This window comes from Streptomyces wedmorensis, assembly GCF_000716445.1.
GTDB lineage: Bacteria > Actinomycetota > Actinomycetes > Streptomycetales > Streptomycetaceae > Streptomyces > Streptomyces wedmorensis.
On the sequence record NZ_JNWK01000061.1, the window covers coordinates 23,081 to 42,905 of the forward strand.

General features: G+C 70.8%; 13 protein-coding genes and 6 pseudogenes. 13 read left to right on the forward strand and 6 right to left on the reverse strand.

The genetic code is table 11. From position 1 onward, the window contains the following. Window positions 1–54: 54 nt before the first annotated feature. Window positions 55–1,365 carry a type III PLP-dependent enzyme domain-containing protein gene (locus tag OO54_RS34000; RefSeq protein WP_033210240.1) on the forward strand — a complete coding sequence of 437 codons (1,311 nt, stop codon included), beginning with the start codon at window positions 55–57 and terminating at the stop codon, window positions 1,363–1,365. A 27-nt stretch (window positions 1,366–1,392) separates the two neighbouring features. On the opposite strand, the gene OO54_RS34005 is transcribed toward OO54_RS34000, so the two are convergent. Together OO54_RS34005 and OO54_RS48880 are read right to left on the reverse strand one after the other, a co-directional pair. Continuing rightward, entirely contained in the window at window positions 1,393–2,040 is a 648-nt protein-coding gene (locus OO54_RS34005) for a response regulator (RefSeq protein ID WP_033210242.1), read from the reverse strand. A gap of 496 nt (window positions 2,041–2,536) precedes the next feature. After that, a pseudogene (locus OO54_RS48880) lies at window positions 2,537–3,184 on the reverse strand (histidine kinase); the annotation flags it as partial. A gap of 132 nt (window positions 3,185–3,316) precedes the next feature. Here OO54_RS48880 and OO54_RS34015 point away from each other — a divergent pair. Both OO54_RS34015 and OO54_RS34020 read left to right on the forward strand, forming a co-directional pair. Beyond that, window positions 3,317–4,042, forward strand: coding sequence for a class I SAM-dependent methyltransferase (locus OO54_RS34015; RefSeq protein ID WP_033210247.1), 726 nt, complete (start codon window positions 3,317–3,319; stop codon window positions 4,040–4,042). Then, entirely contained in the window at window positions 4,039–4,668 is a 630-nt protein-coding gene (locus tag OO54_RS34020; RefSeq protein WP_033210249.1) for a DedA family protein, read from the forward strand. The genes OO54_RS34015 and OO54_RS34020 overlap by 4 nt, the downstream gene beginning before the upstream one ends. A 653-nt stretch (window positions 4,669–5,321) precedes the next feature. Here the strand turns inward: OO54_RS34020 and OO54_RS41885 are convergent. Then, window positions 5,322–5,926 (reverse strand): annotated as a pseudogene (locus OO54_RS41885) (LysR family transcriptional regulator); the annotation flags it as partial. Between the two features lie 191 nt (window positions 5,927–6,117). Between OO54_RS41885 and OO54_RS34030 the strand changes: the two are divergent. Both OO54_RS34030 and OO54_RS34035 read left to right on the forward strand, forming a co-directional pair. After that, window positions 6,118–6,330 (forward strand): annotated as a pseudogene (locus OO54_RS34030) (dehydrogenase); the annotation flags it as partial. A 132-nt stretch (window positions 6,331–6,462) separates the two neighbouring features. Then, complete coding sequence (locus OO54_RS34035; RefSeq protein ID WP_033210251.1) at window positions 6,463–6,987, forward strand: hypothetical protein; 525 nt, start codon at window positions 6,463–6,465, stop codon at window positions 6,985–6,987. Between the two features lie 78 nt (window positions 6,988–7,065). Here the strand turns inward: OO54_RS34035 and OO54_RS34040 are convergent, their stop codons facing one another. Beyond that, window positions 7,066–7,821: an SGNH/GDSL hydrolase family protein gene (locus OO54_RS34040; protein WP_051787487.1), complete on the reverse strand. Its 756-nt coding sequence runs from the start codon at window positions 7,819–7,821 to the stop codon at window positions 7,066–7,068. 654 nt (window positions 7,822–8,475) lie between these two features. Between OO54_RS34040 and OO54_RS34045 the strand changes: the two genes are divergently transcribed. The 8 genes and pseudogenes from OO54_RS34045 to OO54_RS34080 form a co-directional block, all read left to right on the forward strand. Beyond that, entirely contained in the window at window positions 8,476–9,831 is a 1,356-nt protein-coding gene (locus OO54_RS34045; RefSeq protein WP_051787478.1) for an ABC transporter substrate-binding protein, read from the forward strand. Between the two features lie 64 nt (window positions 9,832–9,895). Next, window positions 9,896–10,801, forward strand: a complete 906-nt coding sequence (locus OO54_RS34050; RefSeq protein WP_234439222.1) for a carbohydrate ABC transporter permease — start codon at window positions 9,896–9,898, stop codon at window positions 10,799–10,801. Further along, window positions 10,798–11,697, forward strand: a complete 900-nt coding sequence (locus OO54_RS34055) for a carbohydrate ABC transporter permease (protein ID WP_033210262.1) — start codon at window positions 10,798–10,800, stop codon at window positions 11,695–11,697. Before OO54_RS34050 ends, OO54_RS34055 begins: the two co-directional genes overlap by 4 nt. Next, the gene (locus OO54_RS34060) at window positions 11,694–13,736 is read left to right on the forward strand and encodes a beta-galactosidase (RefSeq protein WP_234439223.1); all 2,043 of its coding nucleotides are present in this window, start codon (window positions 11,694–11,696) and stop codon (window positions 13,734–13,736) included. Before OO54_RS34055 ends, OO54_RS34060 begins: the two co-directional genes overlap by 4 nt. 40 nt (window positions 13,737–13,776) lie before the next feature. Continuing rightward, window positions 13,777–15,942: an alpha-galactosidase gene (locus OO54_RS34065; protein ID WP_234439224.1), complete on the forward strand. Its 2,166-nt coding sequence runs from the start codon at window positions 13,777–13,779 to the stop codon at window positions 15,940–15,942. Window positions 15,943–16,078: 136 nt separating this feature from the next. Continuing rightward, the gene (locus OO54_RS34070) at window positions 16,079–17,053 is read left to right on the forward strand and encodes a LacI family DNA-binding transcriptional regulator (RefSeq protein WP_033210280.1); all 975 of its coding nucleotides are present in this window, start codon (window positions 16,079–16,081) and stop codon (window positions 17,051–17,053) included. Window positions 17,054–17,319: 266 nt separating this feature from the next. Further along, a pseudogene (locus OO54_RS44210) lies at window positions 17,320–17,842 on the forward strand (3'-5' exonuclease); the annotation flags it as partial. A gap of 164 nt (window positions 17,843–18,006) precedes the next feature. Beyond that, window positions 18,007–18,297 (forward strand): annotated as a pseudogene (locus OO54_RS34080) (homoserine O-acetyltransferase); the annotation flags it as partial. A 188-nt stretch (window positions 18,298–18,485) separates the two neighbouring features. Here OO54_RS34080 and OO54_RS34085 read toward each other — a convergent pair. Together OO54_RS34085 and OO54_RS48630 are read right to left on the reverse strand one after the other, a co-directional pair. Continuing rightward, window positions 18,486–18,944 carry a VOC family protein gene (locus OO54_RS34085; RefSeq protein WP_234439226.1) on the reverse strand — a complete coding sequence of 153 codons (459 nt, stop codon included), beginning with the start codon at window positions 18,942–18,944 and terminating at the stop codon, window positions 18,486–18,488. Window positions 18,945–19,155: 211 nt separating this feature from the next. Next, window positions 19,156–19,713 (reverse strand): annotated as a pseudogene (locus OO54_RS48630) (DUF427 domain-containing protein); the annotation flags it as partial. Window positions 19,714–19,825: the final 112 nt, after the last annotated feature.

Below are 19,825 nucleotides of genomic sequence, written 5' to 3' on the forward strand. Positions count from 1 at the left end.
TCACCCGAGGCGACCGGGCACCGCACCCACTGGAAGCGAAGGGAAAGACGCACCATGCTGCACCAGGAAAAAGTTCAGGCCGCACTGCGAAAAGCAACGACGGAGGGCGTCCTGGGAGAGGGTCACCCCGTCGCCGGCTTCATCGACGTCCAGGGCGTACGTGACAGCGTCACCGCACTCCACGACGCGTTCGCCCACGTGCCGGACGTCCTGCACGCCTTCGCCGTCAAGGCGTGTCCGCTCGTTCCCGTCCTGCGGCTGTTGGCGGACGCCGGAATGGGATGCGAAGTGGCCAGCCCCGGCGAGACCCGCCTGGCCCTGGCCGCGGGATTCACCCCCGAGCGCATGGTCCTCGACTCGCCGGCCAAGACCCGAGCGGAGATCCGAGAAGCGCTCACGCTGGGAATCGCGCTGAACGCGGACAACCTCACCGAGCTCGACCGCGTCGACGCCCTGCGTCCCCAACATTCCCGATCCGTCATCGGCCTGCGCGTCAACCCGCAGGTCGGGGCCGGCACCATCGCGGCCATGAGCACGGCGACACACCACTCCAAGTTCGGAGTCGCCCTGGACGACCCCGGAGCCCGTGCACGCGTACTCGAAGCCTTCCTGCGGCGTCCTTGGCTCACCCGCCTCCACGCCCACGTCGGCTCGCAGGGTTGCCCCCTGCCTCTGATCGCGAAAGGACTCGCGGCGCTGCACCGACTCGCCGAGGACATCAACGCGTACGTCGGCAGACGCCAGGTCACCAGCCTGGACCTGGGCGGAGGGCTGCCGGTCAACTTCTCTGACGACACGACCATGCCGACGTTCAAGGACTACGTCCGCGTCCTGGCCGATGCCGAACCGGCCCTGCTCGACGGCCGCTACGAGCTGGTCACCGAATTCGGCCGTTCGCTGCTCGCCAAGAACGGCTTCACCGCGGCGGTGGTCGAGTACGTCAAGACCTCGGGCGGCCGGCGGATCGCGCTCACCCACGCGGGGGCGCAGGTCGCGACCCGTACAGTGTTCATGCCTGAGGCCTGGCCGGTCCGGATCACCGGTCACGCCCCGGACGGCGTGCTCAAGACGACTCCGGCGGTGCCCCAGGACGTCGCGGGGCCCCTGTGCTTCGCGGGGGACGTGGTGGCGCACGAGCGCCTGCTCCCCGAGCTCTCCGAAGGCGACCTCGTGGTGTTGCACGACACCGGGGCCTACTACTTCTCCGCGCCGTGGGCGTACAACAGCCTGCCGCGACCGGGGGTGTACGGAGTTCTCCACCGGGCCGGGGACACCGTGCTCGTCCCGGTGCGGTCGCCCCAGCCGGTGGAGGAGCTGGTGGAGGAGAGCGGCGGGTGTCATGCCGAAGCGTTGCTGGGGCCGTGACCGCGTAGGCGCACCGGCGTGGTCGTGTCAGGCAAGGCCGGCGTCGCGGGCCAGGAGCGCGGCCTGCACGCGGTTGGTGACGTCCAGAGCGGTGAGGATGCGGCTGACGTGGGCTTTGACCGTGCTTTCGCGCATGCCCAGGGAGCCGGCGATGTCCGCGTTGGTGTCCCCCTGTGCGAGCAGGGCCAGGACGTCGCGTTCGCGGGGCGTGAGCCGGTCGAGCCGGGCGCGGGCGTCGGCGGTCTGCGGCAGCCCGGACCGGTGGTAGCGGTCGATGAGACGGCGGGCGGCGGCGGGGTGGAGCATCGCGGAGCCGGTGGCGACCAGATGGACGGCGCGCAGGATCTCGGCCGGATCCGTGTCCTTCAGCAGGAAGCCGTCGGCTCCGGCGGCCAGGGCGTCGTAGACGTACTCGTCGAGGTCGAAGGTGGTCAGGGTGATGATCTTCGGCGGATGGGGCAGGGCGCGCAGGTGGGCGATGGCCGTGATGCCGTCCATGCGGGGCATCCGGACGTCGACCAGGGCCACGTCGACCCGGTGCGCGGTGGCCAGTTCGACCGCCCGCAGACCGTCGGGTGCCTGAGCGACGACGCTGATGTCCTCGTCGCCTTCCAGGAGGTCTGCCAGGCCGAGGCGGACCAGGGCGTCGTCGTCGGCGATCATGACGCGGATCATGGGCGGGAGCCGTTCTGTGCGGGGGGGGAGCGGTTCGGGGGATGCGGGCGGCGAGCCGCCAGGAGCCGGCTCCGTGGGGCCCTGCGTGCAGGTGCCCGCCGAGGGCGTGGACGCGCTCGGCCAAGCCCACCAGCCCGAAGCCGGACGGGGCGGTGTGCTCGGCCGTCTCGCCGGCGGTGTTGATGATCTCCACCACGGTGGCGGGCGCTCTGTATTCCAGACGAATGCGCACCGGTGCGCCGGCCGCGTGTTTGCGGGCGTTGGTCAGGCCTTCCTGGACGAGACGGTAGACCGCCAGCCGGTGAGCGGCCGGTGCCTGTTCGGCCTGGCCGTCGACCTCGAGTTCGACCTGTTGGCCGGCTTCTCGCGCCTGCTCGACGAGCTCCTGGACGTCGCGCAGGACGGGGGCGGGAGGAGTGCCACCGGTGGTGGGGCCGCGCTCGTGCAGGGCTCCCAGCACGTCGCGCAGGTCCGCCAGGGCTTCGGTGGAAGCGGTGCGCAGCAGCGTGAGGCGTTCGGCGACCGGGGCGGGCAGGGTGTCGGCGCGGGTGGCCAGTACCCCGGTGTGCAGGGCGATGAGGCTGAGGCGGTGGGCGAGGACGTCGTGCATCTCGGCGGCGATGCGGGAACGTTCCGCGGCCCGTGCCGTCTCCTCTCGGAGTTCTCGCTCGATGCGCAGATGCTCGACCTGGCTGCTCAGTGCCTGTAGCAGGCGGCGGCGGTTGCCCATCCACAGCCCGCCGACCACGGCCAGGAGCAAGAAGAGGCTGGCGCCGTACTGCTGGGGCCGCCACAGCGAGACCGTGGCCGGCGCCACGACGTTGGCGGCCAGGACGATTCCGCAACAGCCCGCGGCCACGGCGACGCGGCGACGGGCGGCCAAGTCGAACAGAGCCACCAGCAGCAGCGGCAATGTCAGCCACCCCCACAACGCCGTCGCTGCGGTGGTCAGCAGGGGAGCGACGAACCAGGGAAGCCGGGGCGTCACCAAAGCCGCCCCGCACAGGACGGGTGCGATGGCGCGGACCGTCAGGTAATGGCCCCCCTCGGCCACGGCGCTGCTCTGCACCGCGGCGGCCGTCAGCAGCAGTACCAGCCCGTAGCGTCCGTACACGGCCCACCCGGGTCCCTCTTTCCCGCTCATACCGGAAGCCTAAGAGCGCGGCGGGGAAGCCGTCCTCCGGCGATCTTCCCTCCCCGCCCCCTACTTTCGTAGGGGTAAGCCGTCGCACAACAGGGGATCTGTCAGCAAGGCGTTGTCCCTAGCGTCAAATCCATGGACAACTGGACTGCCTCACATGAACGTGTCATCGCGCAGCGCCATGCCGAGGGGTGGATGTTCCTCCTCGAGGCCGCTCGCGACATCCGTACGACCGGCGCCATCGCACCCAGCGGCCCCTCCTTGGCCCGTGCCCTGACCGACCCCGTGCGGGCCCGGGCGGACCGGCCCCTGAACATCCTGGAGGCGGGCGCGGGGACCGGGGCGGTGACCCGCGCGCTGATTCCCCGGCTGTCGCCCGGAAGCCGCCTGGACATCGCCGAGGCCAACCCGCGCTTCACCACCCGACTGCACCGTCTCGTGCACACGCACCCCCACCTCGCGGGTCGCGGTCAGCAGGTCCGTGTCCACTCCCGGCGCGTGGAGGACCTGGACGCCGATCAGCGCTACGACGTCATCCTCTCCGGCCTCCCCTTCGCCAACTTCACTCCCCTCCAGGTGGAGACGATCATGGACCGGTATCTCGAGCTGCTGCATCCCGGCGGCACCCTGACCTACTTCGCCTACCTCGGCACCCGCCTGGCCCGGTCCCTGCTCGTGTCCCGGGTGCAGGCGCGCCGCCACCAAGCAGTGGAAGAGGTGCTGCGCGGCTACCAGCACCGGTACGCCACGGGATGCTGGACGGTCTGGGCGAACCTTCCCCCCGCCCGGGTCTGGCAGCTCACGCTTCCGGCGCCCGCGATCCCCGGCCCTGAGCGCACCGCGTCCGGAGTCGACCGGTGAACACGCTGATCACCGCCCTCGGCCACGTCCCGCCGGCAGGGGCGTACGTGATCGTGGTCCTGGCGGTCCTGGCCGAGTCGGTCCTGCTCGTCGGGGCTTTCGTCCCCACCCTCACCCTGCTCCTCACGGCAGGCGCGCTGGCCCGTACGGGGCAGCTCAGCCTTCCGCTGCTGATCGCGACCGCCGCATGCGCGGTGGTCGCGGGTGACTTCCTCGGCCACCGCACGGGCCGGGCGCTCGGTCCCCGCCTGCGTACCGGCAGCCTGGGCCGCCGTCTGCCCGCCGCCGCATGGCAGCGCACCGAGGTGCTGATGGCCCGCCGCGGCGGCCAAGCCGTCCTGTTCTCCCGCTTCCTGCCGGTCATCCGCACCCTCGTTCCCCACCTCGCCGGTGCCACCCGCGTGCCCTACCACCGCATCGCCCCCTACAGCCTCGCCGCCGCTCCCCTGTGGGCCGCCCTCGAAGCGGGCACCGGATACGCGGCCACCGCATCCCTCCAACACGTCCTCACCCTCGGCGGCCCGGCCCTCGCCGCGGCCGCGGTCGCCCTGGCGGCGATCCTGGGAGGAGTGAAGCTGCGCCACCGCAGCCGGAGCCACGGGCTTTCACCGGCTGCGCGCCGATAGCGGACCGTGCTTTCCTCACTGGAGGGGAGCCAAGGCGCGCACGCAGGCCGAACAGCCATGACGAAGACGACTTTCGGACAGCCAGGGGACGTGAGGTCCCTCGGACTGGTCCGCCACGCGCTCCTGTCGGCGTACTCCACCATGGGTGCCATGCGTGCCCCACCACACCCGGGGAACATGACTGAGCGTTTCAGTCGGCCCCTGAGCGTTGCACTTGGCCGGTTGCGCCGGACGGTTGGCCCGGGCCGTTTCCTCGTTAGGCCGCCACGCCGACGCCGACGGCGCCCGCTCGACGTCACCTCCACCACGGGCCTGTTCCATGTCGAGGCCCGACGTACTTCGGCGTCCTCGGCTGCCCCGGGAGACGGACGCATGATGACCGGCCCGCACCACCGCGAGTGCGGGCCGGTCTTCACCGTGCCCGGGCCCTGCGGACGGGGGAGGCCGCGGGCCCTGAAGGAGCGGCCTGTTCTCCGCTCACGGTCCGTGTGCCCGCGAACCCGGCCCCCATGCGCGCCGTTTTGCGCCGTGATGCAGAGCACTCCTCGCCGGGGTGGGGAACCACCCACGAAAACTCAGCGGTACCCGCGCAGGGTGATGTACAGCCCCATCACCGGCTCTGGTGGTGTCTGAGCCATCCCAAGGCGGTGGTCGAGGGGGAGGAGCTGGTCGGGGACGTTCCGGACATCGGCCAGGGACAAGGTCGCGCGGGCGGCGAGGTGGTGGCCGGCAGGCAGGACGGCAACCTGTCCCTCGGTCGTCAGTGCCTCGCTGTCGAACCCGGCGAGGGAGTTCCACGGCGTGTGCACGAGCGCGACATCAGCGCGTCCGTCGCGCAGCAGCTCTTCCTGCTCGGAAATGCCGCACGGCAGCACCTCGATCTCGGCACTGTCGGGCTCGGCCGCGTACACGTCGAGAAGTTTCCGCAGCAGTTCGTGGGACGCGGCGGCCTTCACCGCGAGCACCAGCCGACCGCGGGGGCCGCCAGGGTTGTCGGCACCGCCGGCGCGCCGGGTGCGGCGAGCGGCGGCGGCGGTCGCGTCGAGGGCGGCCCGGCCCTCGTGCAACAGCACTTCCCCGGCACCGGTAAGACGGACGCCACGGCGGTTGCGCTGCAGCAGGCAGACCCGAGACGCCGTTCGAGTTGCTGGATCGCGCGCGACAGTGGCGGCTGGGCCATGCCGAGGCGCTCGGCGGCGCGCCCGAAGTGCAGCTCCTCGGCGACGGCCACGAAGTACCTCAGCTCGCGGGTCTCCAGGGTGTCCACGGCCGCAGCATGCGGGGTGATACCCGGCGGGTATGACAGGGCACCGCATCGGTGTTGGCCGCGCCACTCGTCCGCGAGCCGACATCATCGGCATGAGCGAAACGATGATCGCGTTGGTGACCGGCGGGAACAAAGGCATCGGGTACGAGATCGCGGCCGGGCTGGGCAGCCTCGGGTACCGCAACGCCCTCACCGTGCAGTACGCCCGGCAGTTCGCCGGTACGAACATCCTGATCAACGCCGCCTGCCCGGGTCTGGTCGCGACCGACTTCACGGGCTTCCGCGGGCCCCGCACCCCTGAACAGGGCGCGGCCACGGCGATCCGGCTCGCCACCCTGCCCGACGGCGGCCCGACCGGTTCGTTCTTCGAGGACGACGGTGTCGTCCCCTGGTGATCACGACCCACAGTGGATCCGCGGAAACCAGATGCGAGGGCACCAACTCCCGGAGTACCGAGGTCCGGCAAACTTGACGGCCTGGGCCATGTGCAGCGGGCACGTGGCCGACGACGTTCACGGGGTGCGTTGGTGGATCTCAGTTCGGTGGTCATCGCTGTCGCAGGTGTCGCAGGAACCCTGGGAGGTGCGCTACTCACCCAGCGCGGCTCCGAACGGGCGAAGCGCCGAGAGATAGAGATGGTGCGAGACCATGAGGAGGCCCGCGAGAACCGTTCGCTGCGACGCACCTGCTACGGAGAACTCAACCGAGATGCCCGGCAGTTCACCACCGCACTCAACCGCCACCTCCACGTCATGAGGGAACGCGGGGTGGAGGAGGCCGACAGCGGCGTACTCGAGGAGGCGAAGAACGCGCACCGCGATCGGTACTCCGAAGCCCAGATGATCGCCCCCGAAGAAGTGCTCCTGCGGGCGAGTGCCGTCAACCAAGCTCTGAACAAGGTCTACGGCCAGGTCAAGCGCCTCGAACGCGGTGCCCCCGAGCCGGGCGAAACGATGGAGACCGCGGCCCAGGCGCAGTACGAGGTCTGGGAGATGCTCCGAACCATGAGGACCGCTATGCGCCACGACCTCGGTGTGTCGCACGAAGACTGAGAGCTGGCACGTGACTCTCGCGGCAGGAACGCGGGCCTTCCGGTGGCGGGCCGGGGGCCCGCCACCGGAAGGGTGCGGTCAGGCGATGGCGTCGAAGGAGGGCAGGTAGCCGTACTGCTGGCCCTTGGTGTTGGGGTGGTAGCTCTCGTCGACGGGGATGCGCGTGCTGTGGAGCCACGCGTCGCCCGAGCAGATCTCGTGGCCGCTGAACGCGCCGCGTACGTCGATGAACCGGAACCCGGCTGCGGCCGCCCTCTGGCTGATGACGCTGTTCAGGGTGTCGGCGGCCTCGTCCAGGGCCCTGCGCTTGGTGTCACCGATGCCGACGACGCAACTGCCGAGCTTGTAGAGCCTGGGGTAGCCGAGCACCATGACGCGAGCCTGCGGCGAGCGCGACCTGATGTTCGAGTACAGCTGGTCGAGCTGGCCGGGCAGCTGGTTGCGGGCCTTGGACGTGCCCTCGTTGACCGCGTTGATACAGGCCTGGTCCGACTGCAGTACACAGACGCCCATGATGTCGGCGAACCCGATGTCATTGCCGCCGGCGCTCACGCTCACCAGGGACGTCGAGCTGTTCAGACTTCCGAGCTGGCTGTTCCTGACGGTCGTGCTGGTGGCTCCCGAACAGGCCGCGAAGCTGAACGAGGAGGGGGCGTTCGCCGCGCTCCACAGCGCCGGGTAGGAGCGGGAACTGCGCTTGCAGCTCCCGCTGTCGGAAAGGTAGGAACCCGCCCCGACGCCGGACGAGTAGGAGTCGCCCAGCGCGACGTAGCGTTCCCCTGCGGCCTGCGCCGAGCCGGCGCCGACCAGCAGTGCGGCGGCCGAGGCCAGCATGGTGAGGGAAGCGGACAACCTGCGGAATCTGCGCACTGCGTGCCTCCATGGGCGGAGTGGTCGTCCGGGACGGCCCTTCCGTCCCGGGGCGTCGGATGCCGACGGAGAACGGGACACGTTCTCCGGATTCGCGGGTTGTCGACGAGACGCCCCCTGCGGCCGACGCGGCTGAGCCGAGCGACCGCACAGTAACGTAATCGATTACGTCCGGGGAGGGGGCGCGCGCTGATTTCGTCTTGGCGCCCAAATCGCCCTGCTCATGGACCTCTTGAGGATGCCTCGGAGGTTCGGTCGCGCGCGGCGAGCGGTGGTCCGGGTCGACTGCGGCTCCGTTGGACGGGTCGCCCCGACTGATCGTCACGGCGTCGAGAGGCGTTGCCTGCCGTTTGCCCGGTCTGGGTTGCCGTCAGGCGGCTGATGACCGGTGATGCGTAATCGATTGCGCGTAACGAACGTGCCGCGTTGACCGGACTAACTTCCCTGGAAACAAGCAGGTCAATGGGTGTTCAGTCGGCCGATACGGGCAGTTCCCGTGGGTGGAAGGGGAGTTGAGGGCAGCGCCGTCTTCGCTGAAGGCATTGACTTTCCCTCGCCCCTGCTGTGTGGTGTGGCGACCGCTTGGTCGGAGCGGAACTCGGCGCAAGGAGCGACCTCATGGTGATGCGTGATCGCACTTCTCTGATCAGACGCTGCGTGCTCGGTGGAGTGGCCCTGTCCCTCACTGCCGTGACCGCCTGCGGTGGCGGGGGAGGCGAAAGCGACGGCGCGGCGAACGCGATATGCGAGCCCGCCGCCGGCAAGGTCACGCTGGACTACTGGTCCTGGGTGCCGGGCATGCAGAAGGCCGTCGACGTCTGGAACAGCGAGAACCCGGACATCCAGGTCAAGTTGAAGACGGTGCCATCGGGCAACGCCGGCACCTACCAGAACCTCTCCAATGCCCTCAAGGCCGGCAAGGCCCCCGACCTCGGCCAGATCGAGTACGACTCCCTGGCGAGCTTCCGCCTCAAGGAAGGACTGACGGACATCTCTCCCTGTCCCGGCGTCAAGGAGGCGGGCGGCAAGTTCGTCGACTGGACCTGGTCGCAGGTGGAGTTCGGTGCCGACGGCAAGGACGGCACGTGGGCGGTCCCTCAGGACACGGGCCCCATGGCCCTGTTCTACCGCAAGGACATCTACGACGGGCTGGGCATGAAGGCGCCCGTCACCTGGGACGAGTACGCGGAGCAGGCCCGCAGGCTCAAGGAGGAGGGCAAGTTCATCACCCACTTCTCCCAGACCGACCCGAACTGGTTCACCGGCCTGCTGTGGCAGAACAGGGCCACCATGTTCGAGCGCGACGGCGATTCCTGGAAGGTCACCGTCGACCGTCCCGAGAGCCGGAAGGTCGGCGACTACTGGCAGAAGATGATCGACGACAAGCTCGTCGCCACCGACCTGCAGGGTTTTTCGCCGGCGTTGTACAAGGCCTGGAACAGCGGTGAGGTCGTCACCTGGGTCAGCGCCGCCTGGGGCTACAGCACGATCCGCGACAACGCCAGTTCCACTGCGGGCAAATGGGCGGTCGCCCCCATGCCGCAGTGGAAGGCGGGCGACCGTCAGGCGGGCAACTGGGGCGGTTCCACCACGACGGTGATGGCCGGTGCCGAACACCCGGCGGAGGCCGCCAAGTTCGCCCTGTGGCTGAACACCGACTCCAAAGCGCTGGAGATCCTCAACCGGGAGGGCGGCCTCTACCCGGCGGCCAAGGCCGGCCTGGAAATGCCCGCGCTGCAGCAACCGGTGGACTTCTACGGCAAGCAGAAGATATTCGACGTCTTCGCGCAGGCGTCCGCCCAGGTCGACACCGGCTTCACCTGGGGTCCGACGATGACGGACACCTACCGCTTCCTCAGCGACGGCACGGCAAACACCATCGCCGGCAAGAGCACCCTCGGTGACGTGCTCAAGGACACCGGCACCCAGAGCGCCGACTCCCTCCGCAAGCAGTCGCTCGACGTCACCGAGTGACCTGCCCCCTCCTGCCCTCCCCGCCGCCTCCCGGCGGCGGGGGACAGCACCCCGAAGGTTGTCCGTGACATCCACCACCGCATCGGCGCGCAGCCGTCCACGCCGGACCCTCGCCCCCTACGCCTTCCTCGCCCCCTTCCTCATCCCGTTCGTCCTGTTCACCCTCGTCCCCGTCGGCTACGCCTTCTGGCAGAGCCTGCACAAGACCGCCCGCACCGGCGGCACCTTCGGCAAAACCCGGACGGTCTTCGCCTGGCTGGAACAGTACGGGCGAGTACTGGGGGAGGGCTATCTCGCCGACAGCCTGCTGCGCGTCCTCGGCTTCGCCCTCGTGCAGATCCCCGTGATGCTGCTGCTGGCCCTTGTCCTGGCCCTCCTCCTCGACTCGGCGGTCGCCCGCGCCAAGAGGTTCTTCCGGCTCGTGTACTTCGTCCCGTACGGCATTCCCGGCGTCGTGGCCGCCCTGATGTGGGCGTTCCTGTACGACCCGCGACTGTCGCCCGTGGTGGACCTCCTGCGGTCGGCCGGCATCCACGCCGACCTGCTCGGCCCGGACGTCATCCTGTGGTCCATCGCCAACGTCGTCACCTGGACGTACACCGGTTACAACATGCTGATCATCTACGCCGCCCTCCAGGCCGTGCCGGCCGACATAGGGGAAGCCGCCCGGATGGACGGGGCGAGCGGCTGGACCATCGCCCTGCGCGTCAAGATCCCCATCATCCGCCCGGCCCTCGTCCTGACCGGGGTGTTCTCCATCATCGGAAGCTTCCAGCTCTTCACCGAACCGCAAGTCCTCAGAAGCATCTCCACCAGCGTGACCAGCACCTACACCCCGAACATCGCGGCCTACTCGCTCGCCTCCGGCGACAGCTACAGCGAGGCCGCCGCCCTGTCGGTCGTCCTCGCGGTCGTCACGTTCGTCCTGTCGTCCGCGTTCCTGCGCTTCACCACCAGGAGTCAGGGATGAGCCTCCTCACCCGCACCGAGGGGGCCCACCACCCCGCCGCCCCGAACCGCCGGCGACGTGGCGCCGGCATCGCACCGACCGTCGCCGTCACGTTCATGGCCGCGGTCGCCTGCTACATGCTGCTGCCGGTCTACTGGCTGTTCGTTTCGTCCACCAAGAGCCAGGGCGACCTCGTCGCCACCCCCGGATTCGTCACGGCCGAATGGAACCTGGGCGACAACCTCTCCTCGCTCTTCGCCCAGCAGGACGGCATATACCTCCGCTGGCTCCTCAACAGCCTGCTGTACGCGGGCGCGGGGGCCGCCGTCGCCACCCTGCTGGCCGCCGCCGCCGGCTACGCGCTCGCCAAGTACGCCTTCCGCGGACGCGAAGCCGTCTTCTCCGTGGTCCTGGGCGGTGTCCTCGTGCCGGCCACCGCCCTCGCCCTGCCGCTGTTCCTGATGTTCGCCGAACTCGACGCCACCAACACGTTCTGGGCGGTGTTCCTGCCCAGCGTCGTGAGCCCGTTCGGCGTGTACCTCTCCCGCGTCTTCGCCGCCGCGTCCGTCCCGGACGAGGTGATGGAGGCCGCCCGCCTGGACGGGGCGGGCGAGTTCCGCATCTTCCGGACGATGGCGCTGCGCCTCATGGCGCCCGCCCTGGTGACCGTCTTCCTGTTCCAGTTCGTCGTCATCTGGAACAACTTCCTGCTGCCCCTGATCATGCTCCAGGACGAGCGCCTCTACCCCGTCACCCTGGGCCTGTTCACCTGGCAGACGCAGACGAGCCGCCTGCCCGAACTGCAGACCCTGACCATCGTGGGCGCCCTGGTCTCCGTCGTACCCATCGTGCTGACCTTCCTCCTCCTGCAGCGCCACTGGCGTGCGGGACTCGCCGCTGGAGCAGTGAAATCGTGAACCACCCCGCCCACCCCCTCACCGGCGTGACCCGCACCCTGGGCGGAATCGCCTACGGCGGCGACTACAACCCGGAACAGTGGCCCCGGGAGGTATGGCAGGAGGACGTACGTCTCATGCGCGAGGCGGGCGTCAACCTCGTCACCCTCGGCGTCTTCTCCTGGTCCCGCCTCGAGCCCCGCCCCGGCACCCACGACTGGAGCCTCCTCGACGAAGTGCTCGACCTGCTGTACGAGCACGGCGTCGCGGTGGACCTGGCCACCGCCACCGCCGCCCCGCCCCCGTGGTTCACCCGGCAGCACCCCGAAGCCCGCCCCGTCACCGCCTCGGGCACCCGCCTCGCCCACGGCAGCCGACAGGTCTTCTGCCCCAGCAGCCCCGCCTACGCCCGGTCCGCGGACGCCCTCGTCACAGCCATGGCGACCCGTTACGCAGGACACCCCGCCCTCGTCATGTGGCACGTCCACAACGAATGGGGCAACCACAACGCCCTGTGCTACTGCGACACCAGCGCGGACGCCTTCCGCACCTGGCTGCAGGAGCGGTACAAGACTCTCGACACGCTCAACGAGACCTGGGGCAGCGACTTCTGGAGCCAGCGCTACGGCGACTGGACCGAGATCGACCCGCCCCGTGACACCACGGCGTTCCGCAACCCCGGACAGGAACTCGACTACCACCGCTACTCCTCCGACGCGTTGCTCGCCCGCCACCACGCCGAGACCGCCATCCTGCGCCGAATCGCCCCCCACCTACCCGTGACCACCAACGTGATGGGCACCCTGGAGAAGAAGGTCGACGCACACGCCTTCGCCGCCGCGTGCGACCTGGTCTCCGTCGACCACTACCTCCCGGCCGCCGACCCGGACGGCCACGTCGACCTCGCGCTCAACGCCGACCTCGCCCGCGGCATGGCCGGCGGAAAACCCTGGATGCTCATGGAGCACTCGACCTCCGCCGTCAACTGGCAGCCGGTCAACGTCGCCAAGCAGCCCGGCGAAACCCGCCGCAACAGCCTCACCCACCTCGCCCGCGGCGCGGACGCGGTGATGTTCTTCCAATGGCGCCAGTCCCGCGCCGGCGCCGAGAAGTGGCACTCCGCGATGCTCCCGCACGCGGGCACCGAAGGCCGCGTCTGGAACGAGGTCAAGGCGCTCGGCGCCGAGCTCGCCGCCCTGAGCGAGGTGACCGGCAGCCGCGTCCGAAGCGACGTGGCCCTGCTGTTCGACTGGCACACCTGGTGGGCACTGGAACTCCAGGCCCGCCCCTCGGAACACATGCGCTACCTGGACGCGGTCCGGGACTGGTACGAAGCACTGTGGACCCTGAACGTCACCTGTGACCTCCTCCCGCCCGGTGCCGACCTGACCGGCTACCGCGCCGTCATCGCCCCCAACCTGTACCTGCTCTCAGACTCCGCCGCCGACAACCTCACCCGCTACGTCGACCAGGGCGGTCACCTCGCCGTCGGCTGCTTCAGCGGCGTCGTCGACGAGTACGACCGCGTCCGCCCCGGCGGGCACCCCGGGGCGCTGCGCGAGCTCCTCGGCCTCGTCATCGACGAGTACCTGCCACTGCGCGCACAGGACCACGCCCTGCTCGACGACGGCTCCCGCGCACACCAGTGGACGGAACGCGTCGAACCCCGCGGCTGCACCACCGTCACAAGCTTCGCCGACACAGCCGACGGCGGCCCGGCCCGCGGCGGCCCCGCCGTCACCCGGCACGCCTTCGGCCGGGGCACCGCCTGGTACACGGCCTGCCGCCTGCCGGCCACGGCCCTGCGCGAAACGATCCGCGTCCTGTGCGCCGAGGCCGGCGCCCTCCCCGTGGTCGAAGCCCCGGCCGGACTGGAGGCGGTGCGCCGCACCGGCGGTGATCACACGTACCTCTTCCTGATCAACCACACGCAGGACCCGGTGCGGATCGCCGTCACGGGGGTGGGCCTCGCCGGCGCCGAGGTCACCGACGGCCTGGCGTACGTACCGCCCGGTGGCGTCGTCGTCATCCGTGAGGACCCCACGACCGCCGCGTCCTGACCGTCGCACCCAAAGAACACAGGCGAGAGGACCACCCTCCGTGAGGACCAAGCCCACGCTGCCGGCCCCGCCGGCGCAGATCGACGAGGCGAGCGGCACCGTCCTGCTGCGCACCACCCGCAGCGCCTATGCGCTGCGGGTGGACCGGGCCGCCGGATCCGTGCTCCATCTTCACTGGGGCGCCGTGCTCCCGCAGGCCGACGCGATCGCGCTGCCGCTGTGGTCCGAGCACGACGACAGTTTCGCCGGCCGCTGGGACGGGGTGGAGGAGTACCCGGTCGACGGCGGAGCACGCTTCGGAGTGCCCGCCCTCGAGGTCCGGTTCGCCGACGGCTCCAGCCCCCTCGAACCCACCGTCCGCGAGACGGCCCTGGAGGCGGACGACCACCTCGTCATCCGCCTCCGGGACCGGACCCGGCCACTGGCCTGGGACCTGCACTACCACGTCCCCGCCGACAGCGACGTACTGGAACGCTGGACGGAGTTCCACCACACCGGCACCGCCGCCGACGGCGACATCCTGCTCCTGCGGTACGCGTCGGCGCACTGGCCGCTTCCGTCCCGCCCGGCCTGGCGAATCGGCTCCGTCCACGGCGGCTGGTCCCGCGAGGGCCACCTCCACAGGTCCGGACTGCCGGTGGGGGAGACGGTCCTGGGCAGCCGGCGCGGACACACCGGCCACCACGCCAACCCCTGGGCGACCCTCGACGCGCACGACGCGAGCGAAGAACACGGCGAGGTCTGGACCGTCGCACTCGCCGCGAGCGGCAGCTGGCGCCTCACCGCCCAGCACACCGCGGCCGGCCGAACCGGCATCGTGGCAGGCGAAGGCCACGAAGGCATCGAACTGCGCCTCGCCCCCGGCGGCAGCCACCGCACCGCGCGCAGCCTCGCGCTGTACACCGACCGCGGCTTCGGAGGCGCCTCCCGCGCCTTCCACCACCACCTGCGCACCCACGTCCTGCCCCACCCACGAGAACCGCGGCCCGTCCTCTACAACTCCTGGGAGGCGACGTCGTTCGCCGTCGACGAGGACAACCAGATCGCCCTCGCGCAACGTGCCGCCGACCTCGGGGCCGAGCTGTTCGTCCTCGATGACGGCTGGTTCCGCGGCCGCGACGACGACCGGGCCGGCCTCGGCGACTGGACCCCCGACCCCCGCCGCTTCCCCAGGGGACTGCGCCCGCTCGCCGACGAGGTCCACCGCCTCGGCATGGCCTTCGGCCTGTGGGTGGAACCCGAGATGGTCAACACCGACAGCGACCTCTACCGCCGGCACCCCGACTGGGTCCTGCACCTGCCCGATCGCACCGCGACGGAACTGCGCAACCAACTCGTCCTGGACTTCTCCCGCCCGGAAGTCACCAACTGGGCCCTCACCTGGCTGCGCGAGCTCGTCGCCCACCACTCGGTCGACTTCCTCAAATGGGACTTCAACCGGTCCTTCAGCGAAGCAGGCGTGCCAGGCCCCGCCCCCGACGCCAGGCGCGTCCACGTAGCACACGCCCGAGGCGTCCACCACGTGCTCGACCACCTGCGCGCCGAGTTCCCGCGACTGCGCGTCGAAGCATGCGCGGGCGGCGGTGGACGCCTCGACCCCGCCACCCTCGCGCGCACCGATCAGGCGTGGACCTCGGACAACACCGACGCGGTGGACCGCCTCACCATCCAGCACGGCTTCAGCCAGATGTACCCGGCGGGCGTCATGTCCGCATGGGTGACCGACAGCCCCAACCCGCTGACCGGCCGCGCGGTCCCGATGCCCTTCCGGTTCCACAGCGCCATGGCGGGCGTACTCGGAATCGGGGGCGACCTCACCCGCTGGACCGAAGCCGAACTCGCCGAGGCCGGCCGACTCGTCGAGGTCTACAAGGACATCCGCCCCGTCGTGCAACACGGGGAGCAGTTCCGCCTCCTGGCGCCGCGCGAGGGGCCCCTCACGGCCGTGCAGTACCTCGACGCGTCCGGCGAACGCGTGGTCGTGCTGATCTGGCGTCCCGGAACGGCCTTCGCGCCACCGCACCCGCCGCTGCGCTTGCGAGGGCTCGAACGGGAAAGCAGGTACCGCGACGAGGAGACGGGACGGGAGTGGTCCGGGGCCACTCTGACCGGGTTCGGCCTCCCGCTTCCCGACCTTTCCCCGGGCGACTGCGCCAGCGCTCTGGTACGGCTGCGTCGTGTCGACGGCCGGGAGCGGAGCGCCTGACGGCCCTCCGGAGAAGTGGGACCGGTACCCGCAGGCGGGCCCCCCGGACCTCGGACGCGAGCGCCTCCACGGCGCGACCGCACGTGGCATAGGGTGGCCGCAGAAGGGAGGGTGCGCTGTGCGCGAGCGGGTCACCATGGCGGATGTCGCCCGTGCGGCCGGAGTGTCGTCCGCGACGGTCTCCTACGTGCTCTCCGGCAAGCGACAGGTCGCCCCCGAGACCCGGGCCGCGGTGGAGGCGGCCATCGCCGAACTGGCCTTCACCGTCAACACCACGGCGCGCAGCCTGCGGACGGGACGGTCCAGCCTGGTGGCGCTGATCGTTCCCGACATCGCCAACCCCTTCTACGCGCAGCTCGCGGCCACCTTGCAGGAAGAACTGCGAGAGCGCGGACTGCACGTCGTCGTCTGCAACACGCGCGCCCGCCGGGACGAGGAGCAGGCGCTCTTGGCGGAGGCCGTACAGCAGCGATTCGCCGGTGTCGTCATCACTCCCTTTCGGCTCAAACCGCGCGATTTCGAGCCCCTGGCCGAGGCGGGCCTGCCCGTCGTCGTCAGCGCAGACGTCTCCTTCGGCCCGATCGACCAGGTGACGCCCGACGCCCGCGCGGCAACACGATCAGCACTGGAACAGGTGGCGGCGGCCCAACGACGACGCATAGCCATGATCGCGGGGCCCCGGGACGCCACGGGCGGCGACCCCCGCCTGGAACAGCTCAGAAGCCTGGCGCTCCAGCTCGGCATGGCGCTGCCCCACGAACTGGTCGTCCGGGGCGAGCACACGAGAGAAGCCGGAGCAGCCGGATTCGCCGAACTCATGAGCCGCCGCCACCGACCCGACGCCGTCTTCTGCGGCAATGACGTGATCGCCGTCGGGGCCATGGAAAAGGCGCACGAACTAGGATTTGAAATCCCCCAGGACGTCGCTCTGATCGGCCACGACGACGCTTCCTTCGCCTCCTTGGTGCGCCCCCGGCTGACCACTATCCGCTACCCGGCGGACCAGGTCGCGCGCGCCGCCGCCCGACTGCTCGCAGAACGCCTGGACGGCCGGAAGGTTCACAAGTCCGTGCACGTCAAAGCCGAGTTCGTCGCACGTGCCTCGGTCTGACGCGAGCCGTGCCGGCCGGTGAACGATATCGCCCCGAGCGCCTCCGACACCCACTTCGACGCCGGCTCTCCGCAGCCGCCGGTAACCCCGACCGCCCTCGCCCTCCCGTTCGATACGAACGGGAGCGAGACGGCCCCGCTCATATGCGCCGCGCAGCGTGAGCGCCTGCGCTGCGGCTTCAGGACCGACCGGACCGACGGAAAACCGGATGACCCACCCCGCCCCGTATCCCTGACCTGCCGCCATGAAAGACGGATCCACCCCTTCTGAACGTCATCGACGTCGAGGCCACCTGCTGGGAGGGGCAGCCCCGCCCGGCGCGGTGAGCGAGATCATCGAGATCGGGCTCACCGTCGTGGATCCGGCGGCCCGCCGACGCGTGGGGTGGCACCGGATCCTCGTACGGCCCCAACGCTCCGAGGTGAGCGGTTTCTGCACCCGGCTGACCGGGCTCACCCCAGCCGAGGTCGCCGGCGGCCTCGGCTTCGCCGAGGCGTGCCGCCTCCTCGCCGACGCCCATGACGCACGCGGCCGCCCCTGGGCGAACTGGGGAGACTGCGACCGCAAGCAGTTCGAACGGCAGTGCCGGGCGGCCGATACGCACTATCCGTTCGGCCGGCCGATCAGGGGCACACCAACGCCAAGGCCGTGTTCACCGAGGCGTAAGGCCTGCGCAAGCGCCCCGGCATGACAGGAGGCGCCCTGCAGCTCGCGGGGCTTCCGCTGGAGGGCCGCCACCACCGGGGCGAGGACGACATGTGGAACATCGCCGCTCTCGTCCTGGACCTGAGGAGCGTGGAGCCCGGACCACCTCGGGGACCGGTTCGCCGTCGACACCGTCATGAGGAAGCCCGTCCCCGGCAGCGAGCCGCCCGCCCTCCTGGCCCCGTAGGCCACCGGATCCCCGGAGACAGCCACGTCGCCGGAACCACCGGGCCCGGCCATCCCACCCCCGGCTGGTGCGACGCTTCGACGCCGGCAGCTACGTCGTACTCTGCGAGGTCAGGAGCAGCCACGACGTAGGCCGCGGCCGCGGCGGCACCCGGGCCGCCCTCAGCCGCGTCACCGCCCCCACCCTGGTGGCGGGCGTCGACACCGACAGGCTCTACCCCCTCAGCCAGCAAGCCGAACTGGCCGCCCTCGTACCGACCGCACACCACCTCAGAGTGGTCGAGTCCCCGCACGGACACGACGGATTCCTCACCGGGACGGAACAGGTCTCAGCCCTGGTGAAGGAAATCCTCACCACGACCCACCAACCCGTCCCTGACCGGCGCGGCCAGGGACGCCGCACGACGCGGACGCCGGCGGAAGCAGCGGACGAGAGCGGCTCGTCCCACGAGACGGCGCTCCTTACCGGTGTCGGCCCGCCCGGTTCTGGAGGACGCGTACCCCGCCCGCCCCGGGAAGGCCGGCCGCTCGGCCCGCCGGATCAGCCTGGCCGGTAGGTTCCCACGCTCCACTCGTGTCCCTCGGGGTCGAGGACCCGGGCGCGCCGCGTACCCCACTCGGTCGCCTCCGGCTCGATCACCGGGACACCGCCCGCGGAGACCGCGTGGAAGTACCACTGGTCCACCGCCGACGGGGAGGGGAGGCACAGGTACAGGCCGCTCCCCGTGCTGATGCCGTGGAGGGCGGGCCTGCTGTACTCGGCGTGCGCGCCGGCCACCATCAGGACCACGTCCCCGTACCGGATCTCGGCGTGGGCGAGTGAACCGTCCTCGGCGTCCTGGCGCCGCACGAGCTCGAATCCGATCTCCGAGAGCCAGGCCAGCGCGGCCTCGGTGTCTCTGTAGCTGAGATAGACGTGGAGGTCCGCGGCCACGTCACCGGGGCGCTCCGGATCCTTCACGACCCCGGCGCCCCTGGTCGCCCGCGCTGTGTTCGTCATGACGTCCTCCTTCGTCGCGGGCGGTCACCAGCCCCAGGTGCCGGGACCGCCCTTGAAAGGACCTTCGATCTCGTGCGTGATCCACCCGCCGTAGAAGTCGCCCTCCTGGGCTGCCACCACTTCGCCGTCGACCGTGCAGTGCACCGTGGACGGGATAGAAGGCCAGGTGGCCGCGGAGGGCCTCGTAGGGGCCGTGGGGCCGTTCGTAGCTCCAGGCGGCCCGCACCACCACGATGTCACCGACGACGACGTCCCGGTACGACGCCTCGCCCTTCCACTCGCAGTGGGTCCGGCCCGGCCGGGGGCGCAGGAACGATGTGCGCACGTCGCGCCGGGGCAGGTAGAAGACCGGCGGGTGGCTCGTCTCCAGGACCCGCAGGCTCGCGCGCGTGTCCGCCACGACCTGGGAGCCCACCGTGACCGTCACGGGGCGGTCGTCGCCCGTCAGCTCCGGGGGCCGCGGGTAGTCCCACACGGACTCCGTCGGTCGCGACCCGGAGAGTACGAGACCCCGGGTGCCGTCCGGTGCGCCGTCCGCCTCGTTCATGGGCCCCACTTCGCCGTTCGTTCGTACCCGTATTTCTCCCGCGGGCCGACCCGCGGATGCGCCGTTGCCTCCCGGACCGCAGGCGCCGCGGATGCGCCGGGCCGCCCGGGGAGCCGTCGGGCCTCCCCGGGCCTCCCGGGGGCTCGGCGGCGCCTGCGGCGCATCCCCGCTGGGGGCAGCCGGAAGGAAAGCGAGGCCGGGGCGTCCGTCGCACAGGATCATCGGGTCGTGGTCCACGGGCTGTCGGCTCCGGCCGCCGCCGGCCGCTCGGCCCTGGCCGGGCAGCAGCCGATCGGGCACAGGTCGTGGGAGGCGCCGAGGGCGCCGAGGGCGC

Excerpts from the sequence above, each read along its gene's own strand:
- OO54_RS34000 (WP_033210240.1), top strand. The coding sequence starts at position 55 with ATGCTGCACCAGGAAAAAGTTCAGGCCGCACTGCGAAAAGCAACGACG.
- OO54_RS34005 (WP_033210242.1), bottom strand. The coding sequence starts at position 2,040 with ATGATCCGCGTCATGATCGCCGACGACGACGCCCTGGTCCGCCTCGGC.
- OO54_RS34015 (WP_033210247.1), top strand. The coding sequence starts at position 3,317 with ATGGACAACTGGACTGCCTCACATGAACGTGTCATCGCGCAGCGCCAT.
- OO54_RS34040 (WP_051787487.1), bottom strand. The coding sequence starts at position 7,821 with ATGCTGGCCTCGGCCGCCGCACTGCTGGTCGGCGCCGGCTCGGCGCAG.
- OO54_RS34045 (WP_051787478.1), top strand. The coding sequence starts at position 8,476 with ATGGTGATGCGTGATCGCACTTCTCTGATCAGACGCTGCGTGCTCGGT.
- OO54_RS34055 (WP_033210262.1), top strand. The coding sequence starts at position 10,798 with ATGAGCCTCCTCACCCGCACCGAGGGGGCCCACCACCCCGCCGCCCCG.
- OO54_RS34070 (WP_033210280.1), top strand. The coding sequence starts at position 16,079 with ATGGCGGATGTCGCCCGTGCGGCCGGAGTGTCGTCCGCGACGGTCTCC.
- OO54_RS34085 (WP_234439226.1), bottom strand. The coding sequence starts at position 18,944 with ATGACGAACACAGCGCGGGCGACCAGGGGCGCCGGGGTCGTGAAGGAT.